This window comes from Streptomyces africanus, assembly GCF_030816955.1.
Classification (GTDB): domain Bacteria; phylum Actinomycetota; class Actinomycetes; order Streptomycetales; family Streptomycetaceae; genus Streptomyces; species Streptomyces africanus.
In genome coordinates, this window is record NZ_JAUSYP010000001.1 from 4,868,695 (window position 1) to 4,892,808 (window position 24,114).

General features: G+C 72.1%; 23 protein-coding genes and 2 pseudogenes. 15 read left to right on the top strand and 10 right to left on the bottom strand.

What is annotated here, in order from left to right; all coding sequences use genetic code 11:
• Positions 1-26 precede the first annotated feature (26 nt).
• Positions 27-1,490, top strand: coding sequence for an amino acid permease (locus tag QF034_RS22655; protein WP_307176686.1), 1,464 nt, complete (start codon positions 27-29; stop codon positions 1,488-1,490).
• 52 nt (positions 1,491-1,542) lie between these two features.
• Here QF034_RS22655 and QF034_RS22660 read toward each other — a convergent pair whose 3' ends face one another.
• Positions 1,543-2,424, bottom strand: a complete 882-nt coding sequence (locus QF034_RS22660; RefSeq protein ID WP_307176687.1) for an AraC family transcriptional regulator — start codon at positions 2,422-2,424, stop codon at positions 1,543-1,545.
• Between the two features lie 208 nt (positions 2,425-2,632).
• On the opposite strand from QF034_RS22660, the pseudogene QF034_RS22665 reads away from it, so the two are divergent.
• A pseudogene (locus QF034_RS22665) lies at positions 2,633-3,527 on the top strand (glycosyltransferase family 2 protein).
• A 360-nt stretch (positions 3,528-3,887) separates the two neighbouring features.
• A complete protein-coding gene (locus QF034_RS22670; protein ID WP_307176688.1) occupies positions 3,888-6,977 on the top strand; it encodes an AfsR/SARP family transcriptional regulator in 3,090 nt (1,029 codons plus the stop codon).
• A 46-nt stretch (positions 6,978-7,023) separates the two neighbouring features.
• Here the strand turns inward: QF034_RS22670 and QF034_RS22675 are convergent.
• The 3 genes and pseudogenes from QF034_RS22675 to QF034_RS22685 form a co-directional block, all read right to left on the bottom strand.
• Positions 7,024-8,713: pseudogene (locus QF034_RS22675) on the bottom strand (bifunctional 3'-5' exonuclease/DNA polymerase).
• Between the two features lie 131 nt (positions 8,714-8,844).
• Complete coding sequence (locus QF034_RS22680) at positions 8,845-9,588, bottom strand: Clp protease N-terminal domain-containing protein (RefSeq protein ID WP_307176689.1); 744 nt, start codon at positions 9,586-9,588, stop codon at positions 8,845-8,847.
• 74 nt (positions 9,589-9,662) lie between these two features.
• Complete coding sequence (locus tag QF034_RS22685) at positions 9,663-10,295, bottom strand: LysE family translocator (RefSeq protein WP_307176690.1); 633 nt, start codon at positions 10,293-10,295, stop codon at positions 9,663-9,665.
• Positions 10,296-10,405: 110 nt separating this feature from the next.
• Here QF034_RS22685 and QF034_RS22690 point away from each other — a divergent pair, with 110 nt between their 5' ends.
• A complete protein-coding gene (locus tag QF034_RS22690; RefSeq protein WP_307176691.1) occupies positions 10,406-11,518 on the top strand; it encodes a DUF2786 domain-containing protein in 1,113 nt (370 codons plus the stop codon).
• Positions 11,519-11,525: 7 nt separating this feature from the next.
• Here QF034_RS22690 and QF034_RS22695 read toward each other — a convergent pair whose 3' ends face one another.
• From QF034_RS22695 to rpmB, 4 genes are all read right to left on the bottom strand, one after another.
• Positions 11,526-12,074 carry a DUF4232 domain-containing protein gene (locus tag QF034_RS22695; protein ID WP_307176692.1) on the bottom strand — a complete coding sequence of 183 codons (549 nt, stop codon included), beginning with the start codon at positions 12,072-12,074 and terminating at the stop codon, positions 11,526-11,528.
• 166 nt (positions 12,075-12,240) lie between these two features.
• Positions 12,241-12,738, bottom strand: coding sequence for a hypothetical protein (locus tag QF034_RS22700; RefSeq protein ID WP_307176693.1), 498 nt, complete (start codon positions 12,736-12,738; stop codon positions 12,241-12,243).
• Between the two features lie 212 nt (positions 12,739-12,950).
• Positions 12,951-13,256 carry a 30S ribosomal protein S14 gene (gene rpsN, locus QF034_RS22705; protein WP_307176694.1) on the bottom strand — a complete coding sequence of 102 codons (306 nt, stop codon included), beginning with the start codon at positions 13,254-13,256 and terminating at the stop codon, positions 12,951-12,953.
• On the bottom strand, positions 13,256-13,492 hold the full coding sequence (rpmB, locus tag QF034_RS22710; RefSeq protein ID WP_086561587.1) for a 50S ribosomal protein L28: 237 nt from the start codon (positions 13,490-13,492) through the stop codon (positions 13,256-13,258). Before rpmB ends, rpsN begins: the two co-directional genes overlap by 1 nt.
• Positions 13,493-13,555: 63 nt before the next feature.
• Between rpmB and rpmG the strand changes: the two genes are divergently transcribed.
• The 5 genes from rpmG to QF034_RS22735 all read left to right on the top strand — a co-directional run bounded on the left by rpmG (position 13,556) and on the right by QF034_RS22735 (position 16,259).
• Positions 13,556-13,720, top strand: coding sequence for a 50S ribosomal protein L33 (gene rpmG / locus QF034_RS22715; protein ID WP_010044249.1), 165 nt, complete (start codon positions 13,556-13,558; stop codon positions 13,718-13,720).
• Positions 13,721-13,722: 2 nt separating this feature from the next.
• Positions 13,723-13,971 (top strand): type B 50S ribosomal protein L31, encoded by a 249-nt coding sequence (locus QF034_RS22720; protein WP_307176695.1) that lies wholly within the window; start codon positions 13,723-13,725, stop codon positions 13,969-13,971.
• Positions 13,972-13,976: 5 nt separating this feature from the next.
• On the top strand, positions 13,977-15,206 hold the full coding sequence (locus QF034_RS22725; protein ID WP_307176696.1) for a CobW family GTP-binding protein: 1,230 nt from the start codon (positions 13,977-13,979) through the stop codon (positions 15,204-15,206).
• 4 nt (positions 15,207-15,210) lie between these two features.
• The gene (gene rpsR, locus QF034_RS22730) at positions 15,211-15,444 is read left to right on the top strand and encodes a 30S ribosomal protein S18 (protein ID WP_020271512.1); all 234 of its coding nucleotides are present in this window, start codon (positions 15,211-15,213) and stop codon (positions 15,442-15,444) included.
• Between the two features lie 596 nt (positions 15,445-16,040).
• The gene (locus QF034_RS22735) at positions 16,041-16,259 is read left to right on the top strand and encodes a DUF397 domain-containing protein (RefSeq protein ID WP_050810297.1); all 219 of its coding nucleotides are present in this window, start codon (positions 16,041-16,043) and stop codon (positions 16,257-16,259) included.
• Between the two features lie 92 nt (positions 16,260-16,351).
• Here the strand turns inward: QF034_RS22735 and QF034_RS22740 are convergent, their stop codons facing one another.
• A complete protein-coding gene (locus QF034_RS22740) occupies positions 16,352-16,867 on the bottom strand; it encodes an ATP-binding protein (RefSeq protein ID WP_307176697.1) in 516 nt (171 codons plus the stop codon).
• A 331-nt stretch (positions 16,868-17,198) separates the two neighbouring features.
• Between QF034_RS22740 and QF034_RS22745 the strand changes: the two genes are divergently transcribed.
• From QF034_RS22745 to QF034_RS22770, 6 genes are all read left to right on the top strand, one after another.
• The gene (locus QF034_RS22745) at positions 17,199-18,035 is read left to right on the top strand and encodes a Sco1979 family transcriptional regulator (RefSeq protein WP_503167802.1); all 837 of its coding nucleotides are present in this window, start codon (positions 17,199-17,201) and stop codon (positions 18,033-18,035) included.
• A gap of 90 nt (positions 18,036-18,125) precedes the next feature.
• Positions 18,126-19,589: an aldehyde dehydrogenase family protein gene (locus tag QF034_RS22750; protein ID WP_307176698.1), complete on the top strand. Its 1,464-nt coding sequence runs from the start codon at positions 18,126-18,128 to the stop codon at positions 19,587-19,589.
• A gap of 105 nt (positions 19,590-19,694) precedes the next feature.
• A complete protein-coding gene (locus tag QF034_RS22755) occupies positions 19,695-20,246 on the top strand; it encodes a DinB family protein (RefSeq protein WP_307176699.1) in 552 nt (183 codons plus the stop codon).
• Between the two features lie 10 nt (positions 20,247-20,256).
• Complete coding sequence (locus QF034_RS22760) at positions 20,257-20,898, top strand: PadR family transcriptional regulator (protein WP_307176700.1); 642 nt, start codon at positions 20,257-20,259, stop codon at positions 20,896-20,898.
• A gap of 73 nt (positions 20,899-20,971) precedes the next feature.
• Complete coding sequence (locus QF034_RS22765; protein ID WP_307176702.1) at positions 20,972-21,922, top strand: ATP-binding cassette domain-containing protein; 951 nt, start codon at positions 20,972-20,974, stop codon at positions 21,920-21,922.
• Positions 21,919-22,680 (top strand): ABC transporter permease, encoded by a 762-nt coding sequence (locus QF034_RS22770; protein ID WP_307176703.1) that lies wholly within the window; start codon positions 21,919-21,921, stop codon positions 22,678-22,680. The genes QF034_RS22765 and QF034_RS22770 overlap by 4 nt, the downstream gene beginning before the upstream one ends.
• Here the strand turns inward: QF034_RS22770 and gad are convergent.
• Entirely contained in the window at positions 22,677-24,083 is a 1,407-nt protein-coding gene (gene gad, locus QF034_RS22775; protein ID WP_307176704.1) for a glutamate decarboxylase, read from the bottom strand. The genes QF034_RS22770 and gad overlap by 4 nt on opposite strands.
• Between the last annotated feature and the right edge of the window lie 31 nt (positions 24,084-24,114).

A 24,114-nucleotide genomic window follows, 5' to 3' on the forward strand; every position in this document is an offset into this window, starting at 1 on the left:
CTCCCAACGACCCCATGGATGTCGACATGACTACACGTCCCCCTGGCTCACTGGCCCCTGACACCGCTCAACCCACCAGTGGTCAGCCCCCGGAGCAGCAGGCAGGCCTGCGAGCCGGTCTCAAGAACCGCCATCTGTCCATGATCGCCATCGGCGGGGTGATCGGCGCGGGTCTCTTCGTGGGCTCCGCCTCCGGTATCGCCGCCGCCGGGCCCGGCATCCTGGTGTCCTACGCGCTGGTCGGCGCCCTCGTCGTCTTCGTGATGCGGATGCTGGGCGAGATGGCCGCGGCCAACCCGACCTCCGGGTCCTTCTCGGCCTACGCGGACCGGGCGCTCGGCCGCTGGGCCGGGTTCTCGATCGGCTGGCTGTACTGGTTCTTCTGGGTCGTCGTACTCGCCGTGGAGGCGACCGCGGGCGCCGTCATCCTGGAAGGGTGGGTGCCGGCGGTACCGCAGTGGGCCTGGGCCCTGATCGTGATGACGGTCCTCACCGCCACGAACCTGGCCTCGGTCGGCTCCTTCGGCGAGTTCGAGTTCTGGTTCGCCGGCATCAAGGTCGTCGCCATCACGGGCTTCATCGTGCTCGGCGGGCTGGCGATCTTCGGTGTGCTGCCCGGCTCCGACCATGCCGCGACGGGATTCGGAAACCTCACCGGGCACGGCGGTTTCCTGCCGAACGGGCCGGGAGCGATCCTCACCGGCATCCTGCTGGTCGTCTTCTCCTTCATGGGCAGCGAGATCGTCACCCTCGCCGCCGGTGAGTCCTCGGACGCGCGGCGGGCGGTGGCCAAGGCCACCAGGAGCGTGATCTGGCGGGTCGGTGTCTTCTACGTCGGTTCGATCCTCGTCGTGGTCGCCCTGCTGCCGTGGAACGACCCCGCGATCGAGAAGAAGGGCTCGTACGTGGCGGCCCTCGACTCGATCGGCATCCCGCACGCCGGCGAGATCATGAACTTCATCGTGCTGACCGCCGTGCTGTCCTGTCTCAACTCCGGCCTCTACACCGCCTCCCGGATGGCCTTCTCCCTCGGGCAGCGCGGCGACGCCCCGCGGTCCTTCGCGCGGACGAACACGCGAGGTGTCCCGCAGGCCGCGATCCTGGCCTCCGTGGTCTTCGGCTTCGTGGCGGTCGGCTTCAACTACCTGTGGCCGGACACGGTCTTCCAGTTCCTGCTGAACTCCTCGGGTGCCGTCGCGCTCTTCGTGTGGCTGGTCATCTGCTTCTCGCAGCTGCGGATGCGGGGGATCATCCTGCGCGAGAGCCCGGAGAAGCTCGTCGTCCGGATGTGGCTGTTCCCCTATCTGACGTGGGCGACGATCGCCATGATCACGTTCGTGCTCCTCTACATGCTCACCGACGACAAGGAGGGCGGCGGCCGCAGCCAGGTGCTGCTCTCGGTGCTCGTCGCCGCGGTGGTGATCGCCATCTCGCTGGTCCGGGAGCGGGCCCGCCGGAAGGACACCGCGGAGACGGTCGCGCCGCGGTAGCCGCCCCCGAGAGCCCCGGGCCGGACCGCTTCCGACCCGGGGCTCTCGGCGTTCAGCGGCTGGTCTCCCGTTCCACCGGCAGCCACAGCTCGGCGTCCGCCTGCGTCCCGTCCGCCGAGAGACCGGTCCGCAGGATCTCCGGGCCGGGGCGGCTGCGGTACGGGTTGGACGGGAACCACTCGGTGAACACGTCCCGCCACAGCTCCTGGATGGCCCGCGGTACCGGGCCGGAGGTGGTGAAGACCGCCCAGGTGCCGGGCGGGACGGGCAGGGTGGTGACGCCCGCGGGGGCGCCGGCCGGGGCGGACGCCGTGGTGAGCGCCGCCTGGTAGTAGTCGAGTTCGGTGCCCTCGGCGCGGCTCGGGTCCAGGTCGTCGCAGACCGCGACGATGCCGTGCGGCTCCTGGTCCGAGAGCTTCCCGAGCTGCTCCAGGGCCTGTTGGTCGAGCCCCCGGACGAAGTCGATGATCGCCTGGTTCGGGCCCGAGTGCACGAGCGGTACCCGGGCCTTGAAGCCGACGACGGTGAAGGCCGGGCGGTCCACTACTCGGTAGTGCATGCTGCTGCTCCCTTCGACGGTGAGGCGGAAGGTCAGCCGGGGCTGGGAGACGAGCGCGGCGCCGGTGCGCCGGGCCTCGCCCGGACCCACGCCGTGCATCGCGCGGAACGCCCGTGCGAACGCCTCGCCCGAGCCGTAGCCGTAGCGCACCGCGATCTCCAGCAGCGTCCCGTCGCCCGCGAGCACCTCCGCGCCCGCGACCGTCAACCGCCGACGGCGGATGTACTCCGACAGGGGCATGCCTGCCAGCGCGGAGAACATCCGGCGCAGGTGGTACTCCGACGTGGTCGCGATCCGCGCCAGTTCGGCGCCGTCCACCGACTCGTCGAGACGGCACTCGATGTGCTCCATCGCCTGGTTGAGCCGCTCCAGCACGCTCGGTTCCTTCCTCTTTCGTGATCACCACGCTAGGCAGCGCGCACCCTGCCGCACCCGACATCCTGTGCCCGATCGGGTCGGGTGCCGCATCCGCCGGACGGCGTAGGCGCACCACCGTCCGGCAGGCGTACTTAAAGGGTCTTTACCGTGAACGGCTAGCATCGCCCGCTCAACCGTCAGTTGCCGACCGGGACGAGGTGAGGACATGGGGGCGCCCAGGATCGCCGTCGCCGTGGTGACGATGGGCAATCGGCCCGAGGAGGTCGACGCGCTGCTGCGGTCCGTGGCCAAGCAGGACGTGCCGCCCGAGCGGATCGTCATCGTCGGCAACGGCTGCCCGCTGCCCGAGTTCGCCCGGCGGCTGTCGCTGCCCGGCGAGGTCACCCCGATCGAGCTCGACGAGAACCTCGGCTGCCCCGGCGGCCGGAACGCGGCCCTCGCGCGGCTGCGGGAGTTCGGCGACATCGACGTCGTCGTGGATCTGGACGACGACGGGCTGCTCGTCGACGCCGATGTGCTGCGCCGCGTGCAGGAGCTGTACGCCGCCGACGAGCGGCTCGGCATCGTCGGCTTCCGCATCGCCGACGAGCTGGGCGAGACGCAGCAGCGGCACGTGCCCCGGATCGGCAACTCGGACCCCCTGCGGGGCGGGTACGTCACCGGGTTCCTCGGCGGCGGGCACGCGCTGCGGATGGCCATGCTCGACGAAGTCGGCGACTGGCCCGCCGAGTTCTTCTTCGCGCACGAGGAGACCGACCTGGCCTGGCGCGCGGCCGACGCGGGCTGGCGCATCCTGTACGCGCCCGAACTGCTGCTCCAGCACCCGAAGACCTCGCCCGCCCGCCACGCCATCTACTACCGGGTGAACGCCCGCAACCGGGTCTGGCTGGCCCCGCCGCCGGCTGCCGCTCGCGCTCGTCCCGGTCCACCTGGGCGTCTGGGTGCTGCTCACCCTCGCACGGAACCGGTCGCGTGCGGGGCTGCGGGCATGGTTCGGCGGATTCGTGGAAGGCGTACGGGAGCCGGCGGGTGAGCGGCGGCCCATGCGCTGGCGGACGGTGTGGCGGCTCACGCGGCTGGGGCGGCCGCCGGTCATCTGACGCCGAGGACTTCGCCGGGCGGCGGGAAGTTGGTGGGGCCCCGGCCGTTCACCTCCGCCGACCGGGACCCGGACCCGGCCGCGGCGGCGACACTCCCCCGAGTTGCGCGTCCAGACGCGCGCGCCGCCGGGCCAGATCCGACGTAGTGATCACATCAGGGTTTGCCAACGGATCGCTAACATGTGGCCAACGGTTCGCCGTTGGGTCGTCTGCCGATTGGCGTGAAGTCGCCGAACCAGGACGGACCACGGCCTGTGCGGGGCCGTTCCGGCGGAGAACGTGAGGACGAAGGTGGCGGAAAACCGCTGCCCCGGGGGCGGAAACTCGTCAAGGGCGGTGGCACGGGGAGACGGGGACACGATGGGGGTAACTGCCTGTTCGGGCAGCGAGGACGGTACCGGCGGGCGGCGCGGGCTGCGGTTCGGGCTGCTCGGGCCGCCGGTGCTGTACCACGACGCCGGCGGGTGCGGCCGGAGTGAAGTCCGGGATGTCGCGAGCCCCAAGTCCCGTGTGCTGCTGGCCGCGTTGCTGCTCGACGCCGGACGGGTCGTCTCCGTCGAGTCGCTCAAGGACGCGCTGTGGGGCGGGGCGCCGCCCGTTTCCGCCCAGGCCTCGCTGCACAACCACGTAGCCCGGTTGCGGCGGTTGCTCGACGATCCCGAGCGGCTGCGGACCGTGCCGTCCGGGTACGTGCTGCGGGTCGACGAGGGTGAGCTGGACGTCCATGTGTTCGAAGCCCGTGCCGCCGCGGCGCGGGCCGCGCACGCCGGGCAGGAGTGGGAGCGCGTCGTGCGTGAGTGCGCCGCCGCGCTCGGACTCTGGCGGGCCACACCGCTCGCCGGGCTGCCGTCCGAGGTGGGCGGGTACGCCTTCGCACGACGGTTGCGCGAGGCCCGGCTACTGCTTCTGGAGTGGCGCTACGACGCCGAGTTGGCGCTGGGCGGCCCGCGTCTGGACGGGCTCGTGCCGGAGCTGGCGGCGTTGACCGCCGAGTATCCGCTGCGGGAGGTGTACCACCGCCAGCTCATGCTCGCCCTGCACCGGACCGGCCGCCAGGCCGAGGCCCTGGCCGTCCACCGCGATCTGCGCACCCGGCTGGTCGACCAGCTCGGCATCGAGCCGGGGCCGGGGGTGCGGGAGGCTCATGTGGAGGTGCTGCAGGTCGCCGCGTCGCCCTCGTCCGCCCCACCGCAGCCTGCTCAACTTCCGCCGCCGCCGGCGCATTTCACGGGACGTGCCGCCGAACGCGACTCCCTGCGCCGCACCCTCACGACACCGGGAACGCTCCCCGCCACCGCTGTCATCAGCGGCATGCCCGGCGTCGGCAAGAGCGCACTCGCGCTGCACGTCGCACACGAGTTGGCGGAACGTTTCCCCGATGGCCAGCTCTACCTCGACCTGCACGGTGCGACCCCGGGCATGGCCCCTCTCACCCCTGGTCAGGCGCTCACCGCCCTGCTGCGTGACCTCGGGGCCGAGCCCTGCCGCATCCCCGAACGCCCCGACGCGGCATCCGCGCTGCTGCGCTCGCTGCTCGCACCGACCCGCACGCTCCTGGTGCTGGACGACGCCGCGAGCGCCGCGCAGATACGGCCGCTGCTGCCGGGCGGCGCCGGGTGCGCGGTGATCGTCACCAGCCGTTCGCCGCTCACCGCCCTCGACGGCGTCGCCCGCTTCCCGCTCGGCCCGCTGTCGGACGAGGAGAGCGCGGCGCTCCTGGTCGCGGCCTCGGGCCGGGCCGGACTGGACGGTTCGGACGCCGCCCGCCGCCTCGTCGAACTCACCGGCCGCCTCCCCCTGGCCCTGCGCGTCGTCGCCGCGCGGCTCGCCGCCCGGCAGGCCCTCACGCCGGAGGTCCTCGCCGGGCAACTGTCCGAAACGGAAGGGCGGTTGCGCCATCTCGAGTACGACGACCTGAGCGTGCGCCGCTCCCTGGCCGTCGCGCACGACGCGCTCGCCGGCTCCGAGCGCGAGGCCGACCGGGACGCGGCCCTCACCCTCCGCAGTATCGGGGCGCTCGATCTGCCCACGTACGGCGCACCCCTGCTCGCCCGCCTCACCGGCACGGGCGAACGCCGTACCGAGGCCGCGCTGGACCGCCTCGTCGACGTGGCCCTGTTCCAGGAACCGGCGTACGGCCGCTACGCACCGCACGACCTCGTCCGCGACTTCGCCCGCGAGCCGGCGGGGCAGGAGTGGGGCGTGGAGGGCATCGGCGGTTCCGGCACGCCCCGTGGACAGGGCGGCGTGCGCAACGCGGACGACACCGACGCCGACCACACCGAAACCGGCGCCGACGACACCGACCACACCGGTGCCTGCGAAACCGCCCTCCGCTGGTACGCCGCCGTCGCCGAGCGGGTGCTCGTCGCGATCGTCGAGCCCGGGCCCGACCAGGACGACCGTCGCCGCCCCACCGCGGTCCAGCCACCCGGGCACGCGGCGCACGTCGAGACCGTCGCCCCCTTCGGCAGCCCCGAGGAGGCCTTCGCCTGGGGCGACGGGGAGCTGGCGAACATCGTCACTCTCGTCGAGCGGTACGCGGACGACCCGTGCCGGCGGCGTGCGGGCCTCGTCTCCACGCTCGTGCGGCTGATCTTCCCCTACGCGCACCGCAGGGGACGCGTCGCCGAGATGGAGGTGCTCGGCCGGGCCGGCCTCGGCGTGGCACGGCGGCTCGGGGACGAGGCGGCTCAGGCGTATGCGCTGGTCGACCTCGCCGGACTGCACTTCCTGACCGGCCGCCAGAGCGACGCCCTGGACCTCAACGACCGCGCGCTGGCCATCTGGCGACGGCTCGACGACCCGTCCTGGATCCGCCGCTGCCTCAACAACCGCGGCCTGCTGCTCGACGGGCTCGGCCGGTCCGCCGAGGCGTGCGAGGCGCTGACCCGGAGCCTGGAGTACGCACGGCGGCTGAACGACCCGTACGGCGAGGCCGTCACCCACAGCCACCTCGGCAACCTCTACGAGCACACCGACCCGCGGGCCGCCATCGAGCAGCACCGGCGTTCGCTCGCCATCGGGGACGAGATCGGCGCCGTGATCGTCCGGCACTCCGCGCACTGCAACATCGGGTACGCCCATCTGCGGCTCGGCGAACCGGCCGCCGCCGTCGCGCACTTCGAGGAGAGCCTGCGCATCCTGGGCGGTCACGGCGACTGGCACGGCGAGTCCCAGACCCGGCTGGGCCTGGTCCGCGCGCTGCGGCTGCTGGGCCGCACCGGGCGGGCCGCCCGCGAGTGCGCCGAGCTGCTGGACCGGGCCGATGCCCGCGCCGACCGCTACACCGGCGGTCTCGCCCGCCACCAGCACGGACTGCTGTTACGGGAACAGGGGCGGGCAGGAGCGGCACGCGAGGCGTGGGGCTCGGCTCTCGCGGCGCTGGAGGGGACGGACGCGCACGCGGTGGTCGGGGAACTCCGCGAGCTGCTCGCGCCCGCCGACTGACACCCTGACTCCGGCGGTTCGGCGGTTCGGCTGCTCGGGCTCTCGGCTATTTGGCGTCCGCGTAGCACTCCACCACCGCCGTCGTGAACGGGAACCGCACCGGCGTTTCCCCGAAGGTCAGCCGGCCGGCCAGGGCAGCCGCCTCGCGGATCGCCGCGACGACCGTCTCCGTCTCCTCCTCGGGGCAGTGCACGATCACCTCGTCGTGCTGGAAGAAGACCAGCTCGGCCGCCAGGTCCGCGCAGGATCTGCGCAGCGCGGCGAGCAGCAGCAGGGCCCAGTCGGCCGCGCTGCCCTGGACGACGAAGTTCCGGGCGAAGCGGCCGCGGGCGCGGGCGTTGGTGGAGGCGTACCCGGGCACCCACTGTCCGCCGTCGGGCTGCTCCTCGTCGGTGGCCGGGATGCCGGCCTCCTCCGTCGTGTCGTCCGTCCCCCGGGCCGCCGGCGGGCAGGTCCGGCCGAGCCACGTCCGCACGAGCCGGCCTTCCTCGCCGGCGCGGGCCGCGTCGTCGACGTACGCCACCGCGCGGGGGAAGCGGCGTCTGAGCGCGGCGAGGTTCTTCAGGCCGTCGCCGGAGGTCTGGCCGTAGACCGCGCCGAGCACGGCGAGTTTGGCCTGGGCGCGGTCGCCGGAGAAGGCGCGGTCGGACACGGACTGGTAGAGGTCGCTCTCCCGCCCGGCCACCTCCATCAGCCCGGGGTCGCGGGAGATCGCGGCGAGGACACGCGGCTCCATCTGGTCGGCATCGGCGACGACGAGCCGCCAGCCGGGGTCGGCGACCACGGCCCGCCGGATCACCTTGGGGATCTGGAGCCCGCCCCCGCCGTTGGTCACCCAGCGCCCCGGTCACCGTCCCGCCCGCGAGGAACTCGGGCCGGAACCGCCCGTCGCGCACCCAGTCCTGGAGCCAGGACCAGCCGTGGGCGACCCAGATGCGGTACAGCTTCTTGTACTCGATCAGGGGCTTCACGGCCGGGTGGTCGACGGACTCGATCTCCCAGCGGCGGGTCGAGGTGACCTTGATGCCGGCCTGGGCGAAGGCCTTGACCACGTCGGCCGGCAGGTCGGGCCGCACCCGGCGGCCGAACGCGGCGGACACCTCGTCGGCCAGCTCGGCCAGGCGCCGCGGCTCACCGCCGCCCGCGTACCGCTCACCCAGCAGGTCGTGCAGCACCGCGCGATGGACCTCGGCGCGCCAGGGCAGCCCGGCGCGGTTCATCTCGGCGGCCACGAGCATGCCGGCCGACTCGGCGGCCGTCAGCAGGCGCATCCGCTCGGGGTGCTCGGCCTGCGCGTGCCGCTTCTGCTGCTCGGCGTAGACCGCGAGGAGATCCGCCAGGGGCAGGTGGACGCCCTGTGGTTCGAACAGGGACGACTGGGAGCCCGGTTCGGCGGAGCGCTGGGGCGGATCGGGCGGTACGGGGCCGCCGCGCAGCCGGGCCAGGGCGGCCGCGGCCGAGCGTGGTTCCCCGTACCGCCCCTCGTGACCGAGGAGGAGCGTCTCGGCGGCCTCGATGTCGTAGCACCGCTCGACTCGCACCCCCGTGGCGAGCAGGCGCGGGTAGACCTCGGCGGTGGACCGCCACACCCACCGCGTGACGCCGGGACGGCTCCGCACGGCCTCGGCGGGATCCGCCTCCCGCCGGACCGGCCCGGCGGGCAGCCCGTCCGGACCGAGGGGGGCGACGTCCACGCCACCGTCCTCGGCCGCAGCGAGCACCCACCGATCGGCCATGCTGCGAGTGTGCCAGGGGGGTCTGACAACGCCCCGATAGCCGTCCCGGCCCCGGCCCCGGCCGCCCTGGGGTATCTCCCAGGCCCTTGAGGCACTGGGGGAGGCACGACTGCCCGTGGCTCAGCGGAGCGTCACGCCCCGTCCGCCGCGTCCTTCTGCGCCTGCACGATCTTCTCCAGCACCTCGGCCACGTACCGCTCGGTCCGCTCCTTGTCGATGCCGAGGCCGCTGAGGACGCCCTCGCCGTTCTCGTGTTCCAGCAGGGCGAGCAGGATGTGCTCCGTGCCGATGTAGTTGTGGCCGAGGCGCAGGGCCTCGCGGAAGGTGAGCTCCAGGACCTTCTTGGCGGCCTGGCCGTACGGCACGAGTTCCGGGGCGTCCTCGACGGCCGGCGGCAGTGCGGCGGTCGCCGCCTCGCGGACCGTGTCGAGGGAGACGCCCTGCTCGACGAGCGCCTTCGCGGCGAGGCCGTCGGGCTCGGCCAGCAGACCGAGGACGAGGTGCTCGGGCACGCCCTCGGCGTTGTGCGCGGACTTGGCCGCGTTGTGCGCGGCCATCACCGTGTTGCGGGCCCGGGGGGTGTAGCGGTTGAAGCCCTGGCTCGGGTCGAGGTCGGCCGACTCCTTCGGCACGAACCGCTTCTGCGCGGCCTGCCGGGTGACCCCCATGCTCTTGCCGATGTCCGTCCAGGAGGCGCCCGAACGCCGGGCCTGGTCCACGAAGTGGCCGATCAGGTGGTCGGCCACCTCGCCGAGGTGATCGGCGGCGAGCACCGCGTCCTGGAGCTGTTCGAGGGGTTCCTGGTGAACCGTCTTGATCGCCGCGATCAGATCGTCGAGGCGCACGGATGACGTGATGTCGGGGTTCGTCGTCATGGTGTCAACCGTAGGTTGCGCCCAGCCGGGTGTCAACCGCGGGTTGACACCCACGGTCGGGAGTCAGAAGCCGCCTACTTCGGAGACGTCGCCACCAACCGCACGGCCAGCCCCGTGAACACCGTCCCCGAGACGATGTTCAGCCAGCGATTCACCCGCGCACTGCGCCTGAGGAGAGTCGCCAGCCGCCCCGCGAGCAGGCCGACGCTGCCGTCCCACAGGAAGCCCATCACGACGAGCGTGACCCCGAGCAGCAGCAACTGGCCCTGGACATGGCCGAGCGACGGGTCCACGAACTGCGGCAGGAACGCCACGTTGAAGAGGATCACCTTGGGGTTGAGCAGGTTGGTGATCGCGCCCTGCCAGAATGCCCGCCGCATCCCCGGACCCGCGGCGCCGCTCCCCTCCTCGCCCGGCACCGAACGGTCCCGGAACGCCTTCACCGCCAGGTACAGCAGATAGGCCGCGCCCGCCCAGCGCAGCACGTGGTACAGCGTCGGCAGCGCCGTGAACAGGGCCGACAGCCCGAGCGCCGCCGCGACCGCGTGCACGAGCATCGCGCACGCCACCCCGAACGCCGCCATCACCCCGGCGGTGGGCCCGCCCCGGCCGCCCATCGCCACGATGAACATCATGTCCGGGCCGGGGGTGATGCAGAGCGCGAAGGCGGCGACGAGGAACGCCGCGTACAGAGACATGTCCACCATGAGGTCCATGCTCGAAGCCCCGCCGCGCTCGGACGACGCAATTCCGCGGAGTGAGACGTACGAGGTCGCGCATTCCGGGCCGCCCATGACGGCGTGGCACCATCGGCCCCGTGAGTACGCCCAGCACCGTCGACCGCGCGTTCGAGGCCGCCCTGTACGACAGCAGCGAGACGGCCCTCGACGCCGGCGCGTCCCTGCTCGCGTCCGACCCGGCGGCGGACGCCGAACTCGCCCGGCGCGGTGCGGAGTTCGTGGCGGCGGCATGGCGGCGCGGCTGGCAGCCGGCCGACGTCGTACGCATCGTGCGGCGCGAACTGGACGACGTACACGTCCACCTGGTGGCGGCACTGATCCGCGCGCAGGCGCCGCACGACCGCCCGCGCGGCCGCCGCTGGAACGCGCAGCTCGCGGAGCTTCCCGACGACGCCCCGCCCCGCACCGACCGCTTCTCGCACGCCACCGCCGTACTGGAGCTGTACCGCCTGCTGCTGCGCCTGCCCGCCCTGGAGTCCCTCGACGGGTCCCTCGACGAGTCGCCCGGGGAGCCGAGGACCAAGTCCCGGATGCTCGGCCGGATCCGCGCCCTGCTCGCCAAGGCCGAGGCCACCGGGTTCCCGGAGGAGGCGGAGGCGCTCAGCGCCAAGGCGCAGGAGCTGATGGCCCGGCACAGTGTCGACGAGGCGCTGCTCGCGGCCCGGTCGCCCTCGCCCGAGACGCCCGGGGCCTGCCGGATCGGTGTCGAACCGCCGTACGAGCAGGCCAAGGCGGTGCTGCTGGACGCCGTCGCCACCGCCAACCACTGCCGGGCGGTGTGGAACGAGCCCCTCGGCTTCTCCACCGTCGTCGGCTTCGAAACCGACCTGGAAGCGGTCGAACTCCTCTACACCTCACTCCTCGTGCAGGCCACGACCGCGATGACGAAGGCGGAGGCCGCCCAGCGGGCGGGCGGCCGCAAGCGCACCAAGACGTTCCGGCAGTCCTTCCTCGCGGCCTACGCCCACCGCATCGGCACCCGTCTGGCGGCTGCCGCCGAGACCCAGGTGACACAGGACCTGCTCCCGGTCCTCGCCTCCCGTGACGTGGCGGTCACCGGCCGGCTGGACCGGCTGTTCCCGGAGACGACCACGACCCGTCTGCGCGGCGTGCGCGACGCGGCGGGCTGGACGGAGGGCGCACAGGCGGCGGACCGCGCCCAGGTCGACCACCGCCCGCCGTTGCGCTGACCTGCCGTCAGTCGCCCGAGGACTCGAAGCCGCTCACCGAGGCCTGCGCCGCGCCGCCGCTGCTGCTCCCGTCCCTCCTGGCGACCTCGCCGTACGACCACGGCAGGTCGCGTGCCTCCGCGGTGGCGCCCGGCAGGGCGAAGGACGCCTTCCGCACGGTGAGGCTCTTCGGGGAGTCCGCCTCGCCCCGGACGTAGGTGATCGTGAAGGACGTGGTGCCGCCCTTCCCGAGGGTGAGCGGCCGGGCCTTCGCGGTCTGTTCCGGGGACACGGACGTCGTGGTGTCCTCCGCCGAGAGGTCGACGACGGGGAAGCCCTTCAGCACGCATGCGCGGCCCTGGTTGGTGAGGGTGACGGTGACATTGCCCGTGTCCCCGGCGGCGGGGGCGGCACCGGCCCCGACCTCCACGCCCAAGTCGCCGATCGCACAGGCCGAAGCGCCCGGCCGGTCCGCGTTCTTGACGTCGTCGCCACTGGTCTTGTCGCCGTCGCAGGCGGTCAGCAGGAGTGTCGCCGCGAGGGCGGCGGCCAGGGCGAGGGGAGGAAAGGTGCGCATGGGGTCCTCTGGTGCGTGATGGCGATGAGCGGTTCCGACGGTTGGATCATCTCGGACGCGGGGACCGTCACGCACCTGGGCAGGCCGCCCGCCGGGGCGGCCTCCCAAAACACCGGCCGGGTGAACTTCCGCCGGGTGAACCCCCGCCCGGCAAAGCCCCGCGTTCCTACCCGAGGCCCCCCGTCGGCAGCCCCGTCGGCAGCTTCCCGCCCTCCGCCTTCTGGTACGTCTCCGCGCCGAGGCCGCCCTTCCAGGTGACCTTGAGGCTCCGGCCGTTCACGGAGTCGACCATGCCGGTCGTCCGGTCCTTGCTGCCGTCCGTGCACTTCAGGCGGATCATCCGCATCCCGGACTGCTCGCCCGCGGTGCCGGTGCACACACTGCCGCCGGTGGCGAAGAGCGCGGCCTGCTTGCCGGTGATCACCAGGGCCACGGCCTTGCCGTCGGTCGTGGCGAGCCAGCTGCCCGCGAGCTCGTCGGCGGCCGACCCGTCGGAACCGGAACCGGCGCCCGAGCCGGAGTCGCTGCCCGTTCCGGCGGACGCCGTGGCGGACGGGGCCGGGCTGGACGCCGAGTCGTCCCCGGAGCCGCCGTCGTCGCTGCACGCGGACAGCACGAGCACGCCCGCCAGTCCCGCGGCCGCCGCCGCGACCCGCACCGGCATCCGCCGACTCGCTCCCGGGCGACGCGAGAAGATCACCGAGTTCACTGCAAGCCCCCAAGCTGTAGCCGTCCGACCGGCCCCGGCGCGGCCCGCCGGCAATTCCCGGAACCCGCAGCAAGCTACCAGGGCCGGTCAAGAGACCCCGGGGCGAACCCCCGAGGGCCGCTTACCGGCCGGCCGGCGCCGGGCCCCGGCGCCGGCAAGCCCCCGCCTCACCAGGACGACTTGCGCACCCCCGGCAGATACCCCGCATGCGCCTGCTCCCGCAGACTCACCCGGGACAGCCCGAACGCCCGGAAGTACCCGCGCGGACGCCCGTCCACCTGGTCCCGGTTGCGCACCCGCGTAGGGCTCGCGTCGCGCGGCTGCCTGCGCAGTTCCGCCTGCGCGGCGAGCCGTTCGGCGTCCGTGGAGGACGGCCGCCGGATGATCTCCTTCAGTTCGGCCCGCCGGGCGGCGTACCGCGCGACGACCTCCTGCCGCTTGTCGTTCTTCGCGATCTTGCTCTTCTTCGCCATCAGACCTTCACTCCCCGGGCGCGGATCCGGGCGACGGCCGCCTCGACCCCGATCGTGTCGACGGTCTTGATCGCCCTGGCGCTCAGCCGCAGGCGTACGTACCGGCCCTCGCTCGGCAGCCAGTAGCGCTTGGACTGGATGTTGGGGTCGAACCGGCGCGACGTGCGCCGGTGGGAGTGCGAGATGCGGTTGCCGAAGCCGGGCTGGGTGCCGGTCAGCATGCAGTGCGCGGACATGTGGTGACGTACCTCTCTGGCTCAGGAGATGTAAATGGAATTCATTTTCAGTAGCATAGCGGCATGGCACGCAACGAACTCCGGCCGGTCATCAAGCTCCGGTCCACGGCCGGGACCGGCTACACCTACGTGACCCGCAAGAACCGTCGCAACGACCCGGACCGACTGACCCTGCGCAAGTTCGATCCGGTCGTCGGCCGCCACGTCGACTTCCGAGAGGAGCGCTGACCATGCGCGAGGGAATCCACCCGGACTACCGTCCCGTCGTCTTCCGCGACCGTGCCGCGAACTACGCCTTCCTCACCCGCTCGACCATGACGAGCGAGAAGACGATCGAGTGGGAGGACGGCAACACCTACCCGGTCGTGGACGTCGAGATCTCCGACGTCAGCCACCCCTTCTACACCGGCACCGCCCGCGTCCTGGACACCGCGGGACGCGTCGAGCGCTTCGAGCGCCGGTACGGAAAGAAGGGCTGAGCACCGTGGCTGTCCCTTCTGGGCTCTCCGTCGTGATCGTCGGCGGGCTGCACGCCGACGCCCGCAGGGCGGCCGTGGCCCGGCTGCTCGCCGACGTGCCCGGCAGCGTCGCGCTCCACCACGACCTGGCGACGGCCGCGGCCGGCACCGTCGTACGGACCGTCCGGGACGCCACCGGCGTCCTGGACGCGGGGGAGGCGCCGCTCGTCAACGACTGTGCCTGCTGCGCCCTGCGCGAGGACCTGGTCCCGGAGCTGGAGCGGCTCGCGGAGGCCGGGCGGACGCCGCTCGCCGTCGTCGAGCTGTGGGACTCCGTCGAGCCCAAGGCCATGGCCGAGGTCGTCACGGCCGGCGGGCTCACCGTCACCGGCGTGATCACCGCCGTCGACCCGGCCCTGGTCCTGCCGTACCTGGGCAACGGCGACGACCTGGCCGACGGCGGTCTCGCCGCCGCCGCAACCGACCAGCGCACAGTCGCCGACACCTTCGCCCGCCAGCTGGAGTACGCCCCCGTCCTCGCGATCGCCGAGTCCCCCGAGGCCGACGACGAGGACCGCGAGCTGCTCGCGCAGCTGCACCCGACGGCCCGCCAGGTCCCGATCGGCCACGGCGACCTGGCGGGCGCACCCGCGCCCGGCGCCTTCGCGCAGGACGGGGCCGACGGCCTGACCGTGCCGGCCCCGCGGCGCCGCCCGCTCTCCCCGCTGGCCGAGGCCGCCCTGGCCGGCTTCGACGTGGAGTCGGCGGCGGCCGCCCAGCACCCGGCCTGCGCCCTGCTCCCCGCCGAGGCCGACGCGCACGGCGTCTCCACCCTGGTCTGGCAGCAGCGCCGTCCCTTCCACCCGGAGCGGCTCTACGCCGCCCTGGAGGACCTGACCTGCGCGGCCGCCCGCAGCCGGGGCCGGTTCTGGCTCGCCGACAAGCCCGACACGCTGTTCCACTGGGACGCGGCGGGCGGGGCCCTGTGCGTGGAGAGCGCGGGTCCGTGGCTCGCCTCCCTGCCGGACGCGGCCTGGGAGATGGTCCCGCCGGTGCGCCGCGCCGCGGCCTCGCTGGACTGGCACCCCGAGCACGGCGACCGCGGCCAGCACCTGGTCTTCACCTCGCCCGGCCTCGACCGGGACGGCCTGGAGCGGCTGCTGGAGTCCTGCCTGCTGACCGACGCCGAGTACGCGGCCGGGCGCGACGCCTGGCAGCGGCTGCCGCACGCCTTCGACTCCCTCCTGGAGGTCTGACCCGATGCCCCGCAAGATCGACCGCAAGCCCGTCAAGAACCGCCCCAACCCGCTGGACCAGGCCGGGATCGAGTACATCGACTACAAGGACACCGACCTGCTGCGGAAGTTCATCTCCGACCGCGGAAAGATCCGCAGCCGCCGGGTCACCCGCGTGTCGGCCCAGCAGCAGCGGCAGCTGGCCCGGGCGATCAAGAACGCGCGCGAGATGGCGCTGCTGCCCTACGCCAGCCGCTGACCCCCCAACCCGCGTGAGGTTCCCCACGCTTGACGGGTGGGGAACCGCATGCATCTGTCCCGAGGCCGCAGGAGGCGCACACCGGGCGGTCCGTCAGGGCCGGGCGGCCGAGCGCCTGTCCGGCGATGATGCGACCCCGGCACCGGCCCCAAGAAGGACGGCACGGTCCTGCGCGCGGCCCATTTCCTCCTGCTCCCGCAGGCGGCGGTCGCCTTCCGCATGGAGGCCGTACGGTCCCGCCCGAGGCCCCGGACTCCGCGCCCCAGCTCCCACTTCTCCGGTCCCGCCGCCGTCCCGGCGCCCGTCCCCGCCGCCGAACGGATGCTCCGCCTCCACGACACCTCCGCCGAACCCGCCGACTTCGTCGCCGGTGGCCGGGAACGCGCGGCCGGGCAGTCCCGTCAAACAGGCAAGAGCTTTCGGTAAAGCAGTCGTCAACGCTGTAACCGGAGGACCACCCGCCGTGCACGTGCATCTGCCCATGCATCTGCACATGAACAGGGCTATGATCCGGGTCAGTTGACCGCTGCATCAATGGCCACACCAGCCAGTGCACCACCGGGGAGCGACCTGTGGACCACGACGTGTACAACGGTATGGCGGCCGCCGGGCTGCGGGGTGTGGCCTGGCAGAAGAGCCGGCACAGCAACTCGCAGGGCTCGTGCGTGGAGTTCGCCCGGCTGCCGGGCGGTGACGTGGCCGTCCGCAACTCGCGCTTCCCGGACGGCCCCGCACTGGTCTACACCCGTGCGGAGATCGAGGCCATGCTGCTGGGCGTGAAGGACGGCGAGTTCGACCACCTGGTCGGAGGCTGACGGCCCGCCAGGCCCCTTACATAACGGGGCAATCGGTACTCAACGCGCCGCGACGCGCGTAGAACCGCGGCGCGAGGAAGCGCCGCGGTTTCTCATTCCGCGTGTGGCCCCGCGTCGGGCCGCGGCAGCCGGAACAGCGCCCAGACCACCTTGCCGCTGAGCGCGCCCGCGAGCGGATGCCAGCCCCAGCTGTCGCTGAAGGAGTCGACGAGGAACAGCCCCCGGCCCGACTCGGCCGAGAAGTCGTCGGTCTCCCGCGCGACGGGACTGTCGTGACTGGGATCGCGCACCGCGCACACCAGGCGCTCGGTCCAGCGCATCAAGTGCAGCCGGACGGGCGGCTCCTGACCGGTGACGCACCGGGTACTCCCGGGCAGGCCGTGTCGCAGGGCGTTGGTGACCAGTTCCGAGACCACCAGGCAGACGTCGTCGAAACGGTCGCCCATGTCCCACTGGTCGAGAGTTCTGCGCGTGAACCGCCGTGCTTCGCGCACCGCTTCGTAGCGGGCGGGCAGAGCGCAGGAGGCGGCATCGGACACGGCCGCGGGATCCAGCGGCGGAAGGCCCTGCCGTAACGGCTCGAGCATGGTCGATCCATTCGTCCCCATGCGAGGCACTCCCGGGAATTCGCGGTCGGTGCGATGCGGCGGTGGTGCGGGACCATGGTTTCGGATGCGTACAGCAGATGCAAGGGCAGATGCACGTGCACGTGACCGGAATGAGTTGTCCCGTACCGCTTGTTGGTCATTTTTTCCGTCATCTTCACGCCCTTGTCTGCCTGTTCGCTTGCCACTTTCTTGACTCCGCGCGCGTGCGTCCGCTGTCTCGATTCCGTTTCCGTAACCGGACGAGTACTGCTCGGAGTGTTTTAGTGGCAGACTTCGGCCCCTGAAGACGTTGGGGAGGCTGGCGAACGTGAGCGCGGGAGAGCCGGGATCGGTGGTGCGGCGCATGCTGCTCGGATCACAACTCAGGCGACTGCGTGAGGCTCGGGGCATCACGCGCGAGGCGGCGGGCTACTCGATCCGCGCCTCCGAGTCGAAGATCAGCCGGATGGAGCTGGGCCGGGTGAGCTTCAAGACCCGGGACGTCGAGGACCTGCTCACGCTGTACGGCATCACGGACGAGCAGGAGCGCGCCTCCCTGCTGTCCCTGGCGAAGGAGGCCAACGTCGCGGGCTGGTGGCACAGTTACTCGGACGTGCTGCCGAGCTGGTTCCCCACCTACGTCGGCCTGGAAGGCGCCGCCTCGCTGATCCGGGCGTACGAGGTGCAGTTCGTGCACGGCCTGCTGCAGACCGAGGCGTACGCGCACGCGGTGGTCCGGCGGGGCATGCAGGGCGCGAGCGAGGCCGATGTCGAGCGGCGCGTGGCGCTGCGGCTGGAGCGGCAGAAGTACCTCGTCGACGAGAGGGCGCCCGACTTCCACATCGTCCTGGACGAGGCCGCCCTGCGCCGCCCCTACGGCGACCGCGAGGTGATGCGCGGCCAGCTCCAGCACCTCATCGAGATCTCCGAGCGGCCCAACGTACGCCTCCAGGTCATGCCGTTCAGCCTCGGCGGCCACTCCGGCGAAAGTGGCGCGTTCACGATCCTCAGCTTCCCGGAGTCCGACCTCTCGGACGTCGTCTACCTGGAGCAGCTCACCAGCGCGCTGTACCTGGACAAGCCCGAGGACGTCGCCCAGTACGAGAAGGCGCTCAAGGAACTCCAGAGCGACAGCCCGGGCCCGTCGGAGAGCCGGGACCTTCTCCGGGGGCTCCTCCAACTCTCCTGAAACCTCCAACTCTCCCGAAACGTCAGTACGATGACGTGTGATCAGATCGTGATGGCGCGATCGAAGGTCTGCTAGGGATCGAGGGATCACATGTCGTCGTCCTACTTCACCGACCTTGCACAGCAGTACATCGACGGTGAGTGGCGCCCGGGTACCGGCTCCTGGGACATCATCGACTTCAACCCGTACGACGACGAGAAGCTGGCGTCGATCACCATAGCCACGGTCGACGAGGTCGATCAGGCGTACCGGGCGGCCGCCCGGGCCCAGAAGCAGTGGGCCGCGACCAACCCCTACGCCCGCCGTGCCGTCTTCGAGAAGGCTCTGAGGCTCATCGAGGAGCGCGAGGCCGAGATATCCGAGGCGATCATCGCCGAGCTCGGCGGGACGCGTCTGAAGGCCGCCTTCGAACTGCACCTGGCCAAGGAGTTCCTGCGCGAGGCGGTCCAGCTGGCGCTGCGCCCCGAGGGCCGGATCCTGCCCTCGCCGGTGGACGGCAAGGAGAACCGCGTCTACCGCGTGCCGGTCGGTGTCGTGGGCGTGATCAGCCCCTTCAACTTCCCGTTCCTGCTCTCGATCAAGTCCGTCGCCCCGGCGCTCGCGCTCGGCAACGCCGTGGTGCTCAAGCCGCACCAGAACACGCCGGTCGTCGGCGGCTCGCTGGTCGCGAAGATCTTCGAGGACGCGGGGCTGCCCGGCGGTCTGCTGAACGTCCTCATCACCGACATCGCGGAGATCGGCGACGCCTTCCTGGAGCACCCGGTGCCCAAGGTCATCTCCTTCACCGGCTCCGACCAGGTCGGCCGGCACGTGGCGACCGTCTGCGCACGGCAGTTCAAGCGCTCGGTCCTCGAACTGGGCGGCAACAGCGCGCTGGTGGTCCTCGACGACGCCGACATCGACTACGCGGTCGACGCGGCCGTCTTCAGCCGGTACGTCCACCAGGGCCAGGTCTGCATGGCCGCCAACCGCGTCCTGGTCGACCGGTCCGTCGCCGACGAGTTCACCGAGAAGTTCGTCGCCAAGGTGAAGACCCTCAAGGCGGGCGACCCGCGCGACCCGGAGACCGTCATCGGCCCGGTCATCAACTCCTCGCAGGCGGACGCCGTCGCGGGCGTGGTCGAGCAGGCCCTCGCCGAGGGCGCCACGGCCCTGGTGCGCGGCGGGCGGACCGACAACCTCGTCGAGCCGTCCGTGCTGACCGGCCTGCCCGCCGACTCGCCCCTGCTGCGGCAGGAGGTCTTCGGACCGGTCGCGTTCCTCGTCCCGTTCGACGGCGAGGAGGAGGCCGTACGCCTCGTCAACGACACCCCGTACGGCCTGAGCGGCGCCGTGCACACCGCGGACATCGAGCGGGGCGTGAACTTCGCCAAGCAGATCGACACGGGCATGTTCCACGTGAACGACGGCACCGTCCACGACGAGCCGATCGTCCCGTTCGGCGGCGAGAAGCACTCGGGCCTCGGCCGGCTCAACGGCGAGACGATGCTGGACTCCTTCACCACGACCAAGTGGATCTCGGTGCAGCACGGCCGGAGCCGGTTCCCGTTCTGATCCTTTCGGTCTGCCTGGCCCTTGCGGACAGAACCTGACCGCAAGGGTCCGTAGCTTTGTCGTTGTCGGGGGACAGGCCCCCGGATCCGGCGAAAGGCGGCGGTCATGGTCACTCACGTTCCCGCGGAGGCACACGGCGACGAGCGCGGAGCGCTGCTGGCCTTCATCGAGGAGCAGCGCGGCGGCATCCGTCGGGCGGTGCTTGGGCTGACCGACGAGCAGGCGAGCTCCCGTCCCAGCGCCAGTGAGCTGTCCCTCGCCGGGCTGGTCAAGCACGTCGCCGAGGTCGAGCAGATGTGGGTCTGTCTGGCCAAGGGCGAGCCGCCGGCCGTCGTGCGGGACCAGAGCAACTGGCACGAGTGCTTCCGGCTGGTCGAGGGGGAGACCGTCCATTCGCAGCTGGCGTACTGGGAGAAGGTCGCCGCGGAGACGGAGGCGTACATCCGCTCGGTGCCGAGCCTCGACGACACCTTCGCGCTGCCGGCTCAGCCCTGGTTCCCGCCGGACGGCCGGGTCTCCCACCGCTGGCTGTGCCTCCACCTCATCCGCGAGACGGCCCGGCACGCCGGCCACGCCGACATCATCCGGGAGTCGCTGGACGGCAGGACCGCCTTCGAGCTGGTGGCCGAGGAGCAGCAGGTGGCGGCCGGGTCATAACCTGGGCCGCATGTCAGCGATCCGTCTCCTCGTGCTCGGCGCGGTCCGCATGCACGGGCGGGCCCACGGCTACCAGGTGCGCAACGACCTGGAGTACTGGGGCGCGCACGAGTGGTCCAACGCCAAGCCCGGCTCGATCTACCACGCCCTGAAGCAGATGGCGAAGCAGGGACTGCTGCACGCGCACGAGACCGCCCCGTCCACGGCCGGCGGCCCGCCGCGCACGGAGTACGAGATCACCGGGCAGGGCACCGAGGAGTACTTCCGGCTGCTGCGTGAGGCGCTGGTCACGTACGACCAGCGGGGGGACGTGAAGACGGCCGCCGTCGGCTTCGTCGTCGACCTGCCGCGGGCGGAGGCGGTCGCGCTGCTGAAGGAGCGCACCCTGCGGATCGAGCAGTGGCGGGCCTCCGTCCTGGAGCACTACGTCCCCGAGGAGGGGCCCGGTCAGCTGGGCCACATCGGCGAGATCATGAACATGTGGGTCCACACGGCCGATTCCGAGGCCGAGTGGACCCGCGGTCTCATCGAGCGCATCGAGGGCGGCGCCTACACCTTCGCCGACGAGGGCGACCCGTTCGTCGGGATCCTGGCCGAGGGTGAGGAGAACCCGTACGCCACGGGAAAGCCGCACCCCGGGGACGCTCTCTAATCAAATTTGACGAATGGCACGGGCGGAGTTACGTTCGCGCTTGTAGTCAAGTTTGACTAGCGAGGGAGTCCCTGTGGCCGACACGGCGATCACCGTCGAAGGCGCGGAGAAGAGATACGGCGACAAGAAGGCACTGGCCGGGCTCGACCTCACGGTCGCGCGCGGCACGGTGCACGGGGTGCTCGGCCCGAACGGCGCGGGCAAGACCACCCTGGTGAGGATCCTGTCCACGCTGCTGCGCCCCAACGCGGGCCGGATCGAGGTGGCCGGGCACGACGTGGTGCGCGAGGCGTACGAGGTCCGGCTGCGCATCGGTCTGCTCGGCCAGCACGCCGCGCTCGACGAGGAGCTCGGCGGCCGGCAGAACCTGGAGCTGTTCGGCCGGCTGCACCACCTGGGCGCGCGGCGGGCACGCGCGCGTGCCGGTGAACTCCTGGAGCGCTTCGGCCTGGCCGACACCGGCCGCAAGGCGGTCCGGCAGTACAGCGGCGGCATGCGGCGCCGCCTGGACCTCGCCGCCTCCCTGATCACGGAACCGGAGGTGCTGTTCCTGGACGAGCCGACCACCGGCCTCGACCCGCGCGGTCGCGCCGAAGTGTGGGGATCCGTCCGCTCCTTGGTCGGCGGCGGTACGACGGTCCTGCTCACCACGCAGTACCTGGAGGAGGCCGACCAGCTCGCCGACCGCATCTCGGTCGTCGACGCCGGCCGGGTCATCGCCGAGGGCACGGCGGACGAGCTGAAGGCCGAGACCGGCGGTGACCGGATCGACGTGGTCCTGCGGGATGCCGGCCAACTGGGGACCGCTGTCGCCCTGTTGCCCCTCGCCGGAATCAGCGTCGACACCGACCGGCGGCTGCTGAGCGCCCCCGTGACCGACCGCATGGAAGCGCTCTCCGGAGTCGTACGGGCCCTTCAGCAGGCCGGTATCGAGGCGGAGGACGTCGCCCTGCGCCGCCCGACGCTGGACGAGGTGTTCCTGCACCTCACCGCAGACGACCGCCGAGTGAAGGAGGACGCGTGACCGCCCACGCCCTGACCGACTCCTGGACCATGACCCGCCGGGAACTCGCCCGCTGGGGACGGCAGCCGGTCCAACTGGTCGTCAACCTCGTCTTCCCGGTGATGCTGCTGCTGATGTTCGGCTACCTGGTCGGCGGCGGCCGGGGCGTGGGCGGCGAGTACCGCGACTACCTGATCCCCGGCATGCTCGCGCTCACCATGGCCTTCGGCCTGGAGGGCACGATGATCGCCGTCACCCGGGACCTCGACAAGGGCGTCGTCGACCGCTTCCGCTCCATGCCCATGGCCAACGGAGCCGTGCTCGTGGGCCGTTCGGCCGCCGACATGCTCCAGTCGGTGATGGCCCTGGTGGTGCTGACCGGCGTGGGCGCCGCGCTGGGCTGGCGGGTCCACGGCGGTCCGGCGGCCTTCCTGGGAGCCGTGGGCCTGCTGCTCCTGTTCCGGTTCGCCATGCTGTGGATCGGCATCCACCTGGCGCTGGTGGCCGGGAAGCCGGAGATGGTCCAGGCCGTGCAGATCCTGGTCTGGCCGGTCGGCTTCCTGTCCAACGCCCTGGCCCTGCCCGACTCCATGCCCGGCTGGCTCGGCACGGTCGTCGAGTGGAACCCGATGTCCCACACGGCCACGGCCGTACGGGACCTGTTCGGCAGCCCCGGCGCGGAGCCCGGGCATGTCGGGGCGGCGATCGTCTGGCCCCTGGCCCTGCTGGCGGTGTTCTTCCCGCTGGCGGTACGGAGGTTCGGGCGGCTGAGCCGCTAGTGGTGGAAGCTCGTGGCCGCGCCCTTGTCCCGGGTGAAGGGGCGCGGCTGCCGGCGCAGCTCCGGCAGCAGGCGTTCCAGGTCCTGCGTGAGGAGCTCGGCGAGGTCGGCCGAGAAGCCGTTGCGGCAGACCACCCGCAGCACGGACAGGTCCTCGCGGTTGGCCGGGAAGGTGTACGCGGGCACCAGCCAGCCGCTCTCGCGCAGCCGCCGCGAGACGTCGAAGACGTCGTACGCCGTGACGTCCGGCGCGGTCGTGAAGGCGAACACCGGCAACTCGTCGCCCCGGGTCAGCAGCCGGAAGTCGTCCAGCGCCTCGATCCGCCCGGCCATGCCCGTGGCCACGTCCCGCGCGGCCTGCTGCACGGCCCGGTAGCCCTCCCGGCCCAGCCGCAGGAACGTGTAGTACTGGGCCACGACCTGCGCGCCGGGCCGGGAGAAGTTGAGCGCGAACGTCGGCATGTCGCCGCCCAGGTAGTTCACCCGGAACACCAGCTCCTCCGGCAGCGCCTCCGCGTCCCGCCACAGCGCCCAGCCGACGCCCGGGTAGACGAGGCCGTACTTGTGCCCCGAGGTGTTGATCGACGCCACCCTCGGCAGCCGGAAGTCCCACACCAGGTCCTCGTCGAGGAACGGCGCGACCATGGCGCCGGACGCCCCGTCGACATGCACGGGGATGTCGAGCCCGGTCCGCTCCTGCACCGCGTCCAGCGCCGCGCACAGCTCGGCGACCGGCTCGTAGGACCCGTCGAAGGTCGAGCCCAGGATGCCGACGACCCCGATGGTGTTCTCGTCGCACAGTTCGGCCGCGGCATGCGGGTCCAGGTGGAACCGTTCTCCCTCCATGGGGACCAGCCGGGCCTCGACCTCCCAGAAGGTGCAGAACTTCTCCCAGCAGACCTGCACGTTCACGCCCATCACCAGATTGGGCCGGGCCCCCGGGTACCGGTCGGCGTTGCGGCGTGCCCAGCGCCGCTTCAGCGCCATCCCGGCGAGCATGCACGCCTCGCTCGACCCGGTCGTCGAACAGCCCACGGCCGCCGCCGGATCGGGCGCGTGCCACAGGTCGGCGAGCATCGCCACGCACCGCCGCTCCAGCTCGGCCGTGCGCGGGTACTCGTCCTTGTCGATCATGTTCTTGTCCTGGCACTCCGCCATCAGCACCCCGGCCTCCGGCTCCATCCAGGTGGTGACGAAGGTGGCGAGGTTCAGCCGCGCGTTGCCGTCGAGCATCAGCTCGTCGCGCACCAGCTGGTGGGCCGTGACCGGCGCCATCGGCTGGTCCGGGAGCCGGTGCGTGGGCGGGGCCTCGGCCATGTCGCCGACCGGGTTGGCGGGGCCGTAGAAGGGGTTGACGGACAGGCGGCGGTCGCCGGTCTGGCGGGGGCCTTCGTTCAGTGGCATGAGGGACTCCAGAAGGGGTGGTGGGGGAGGG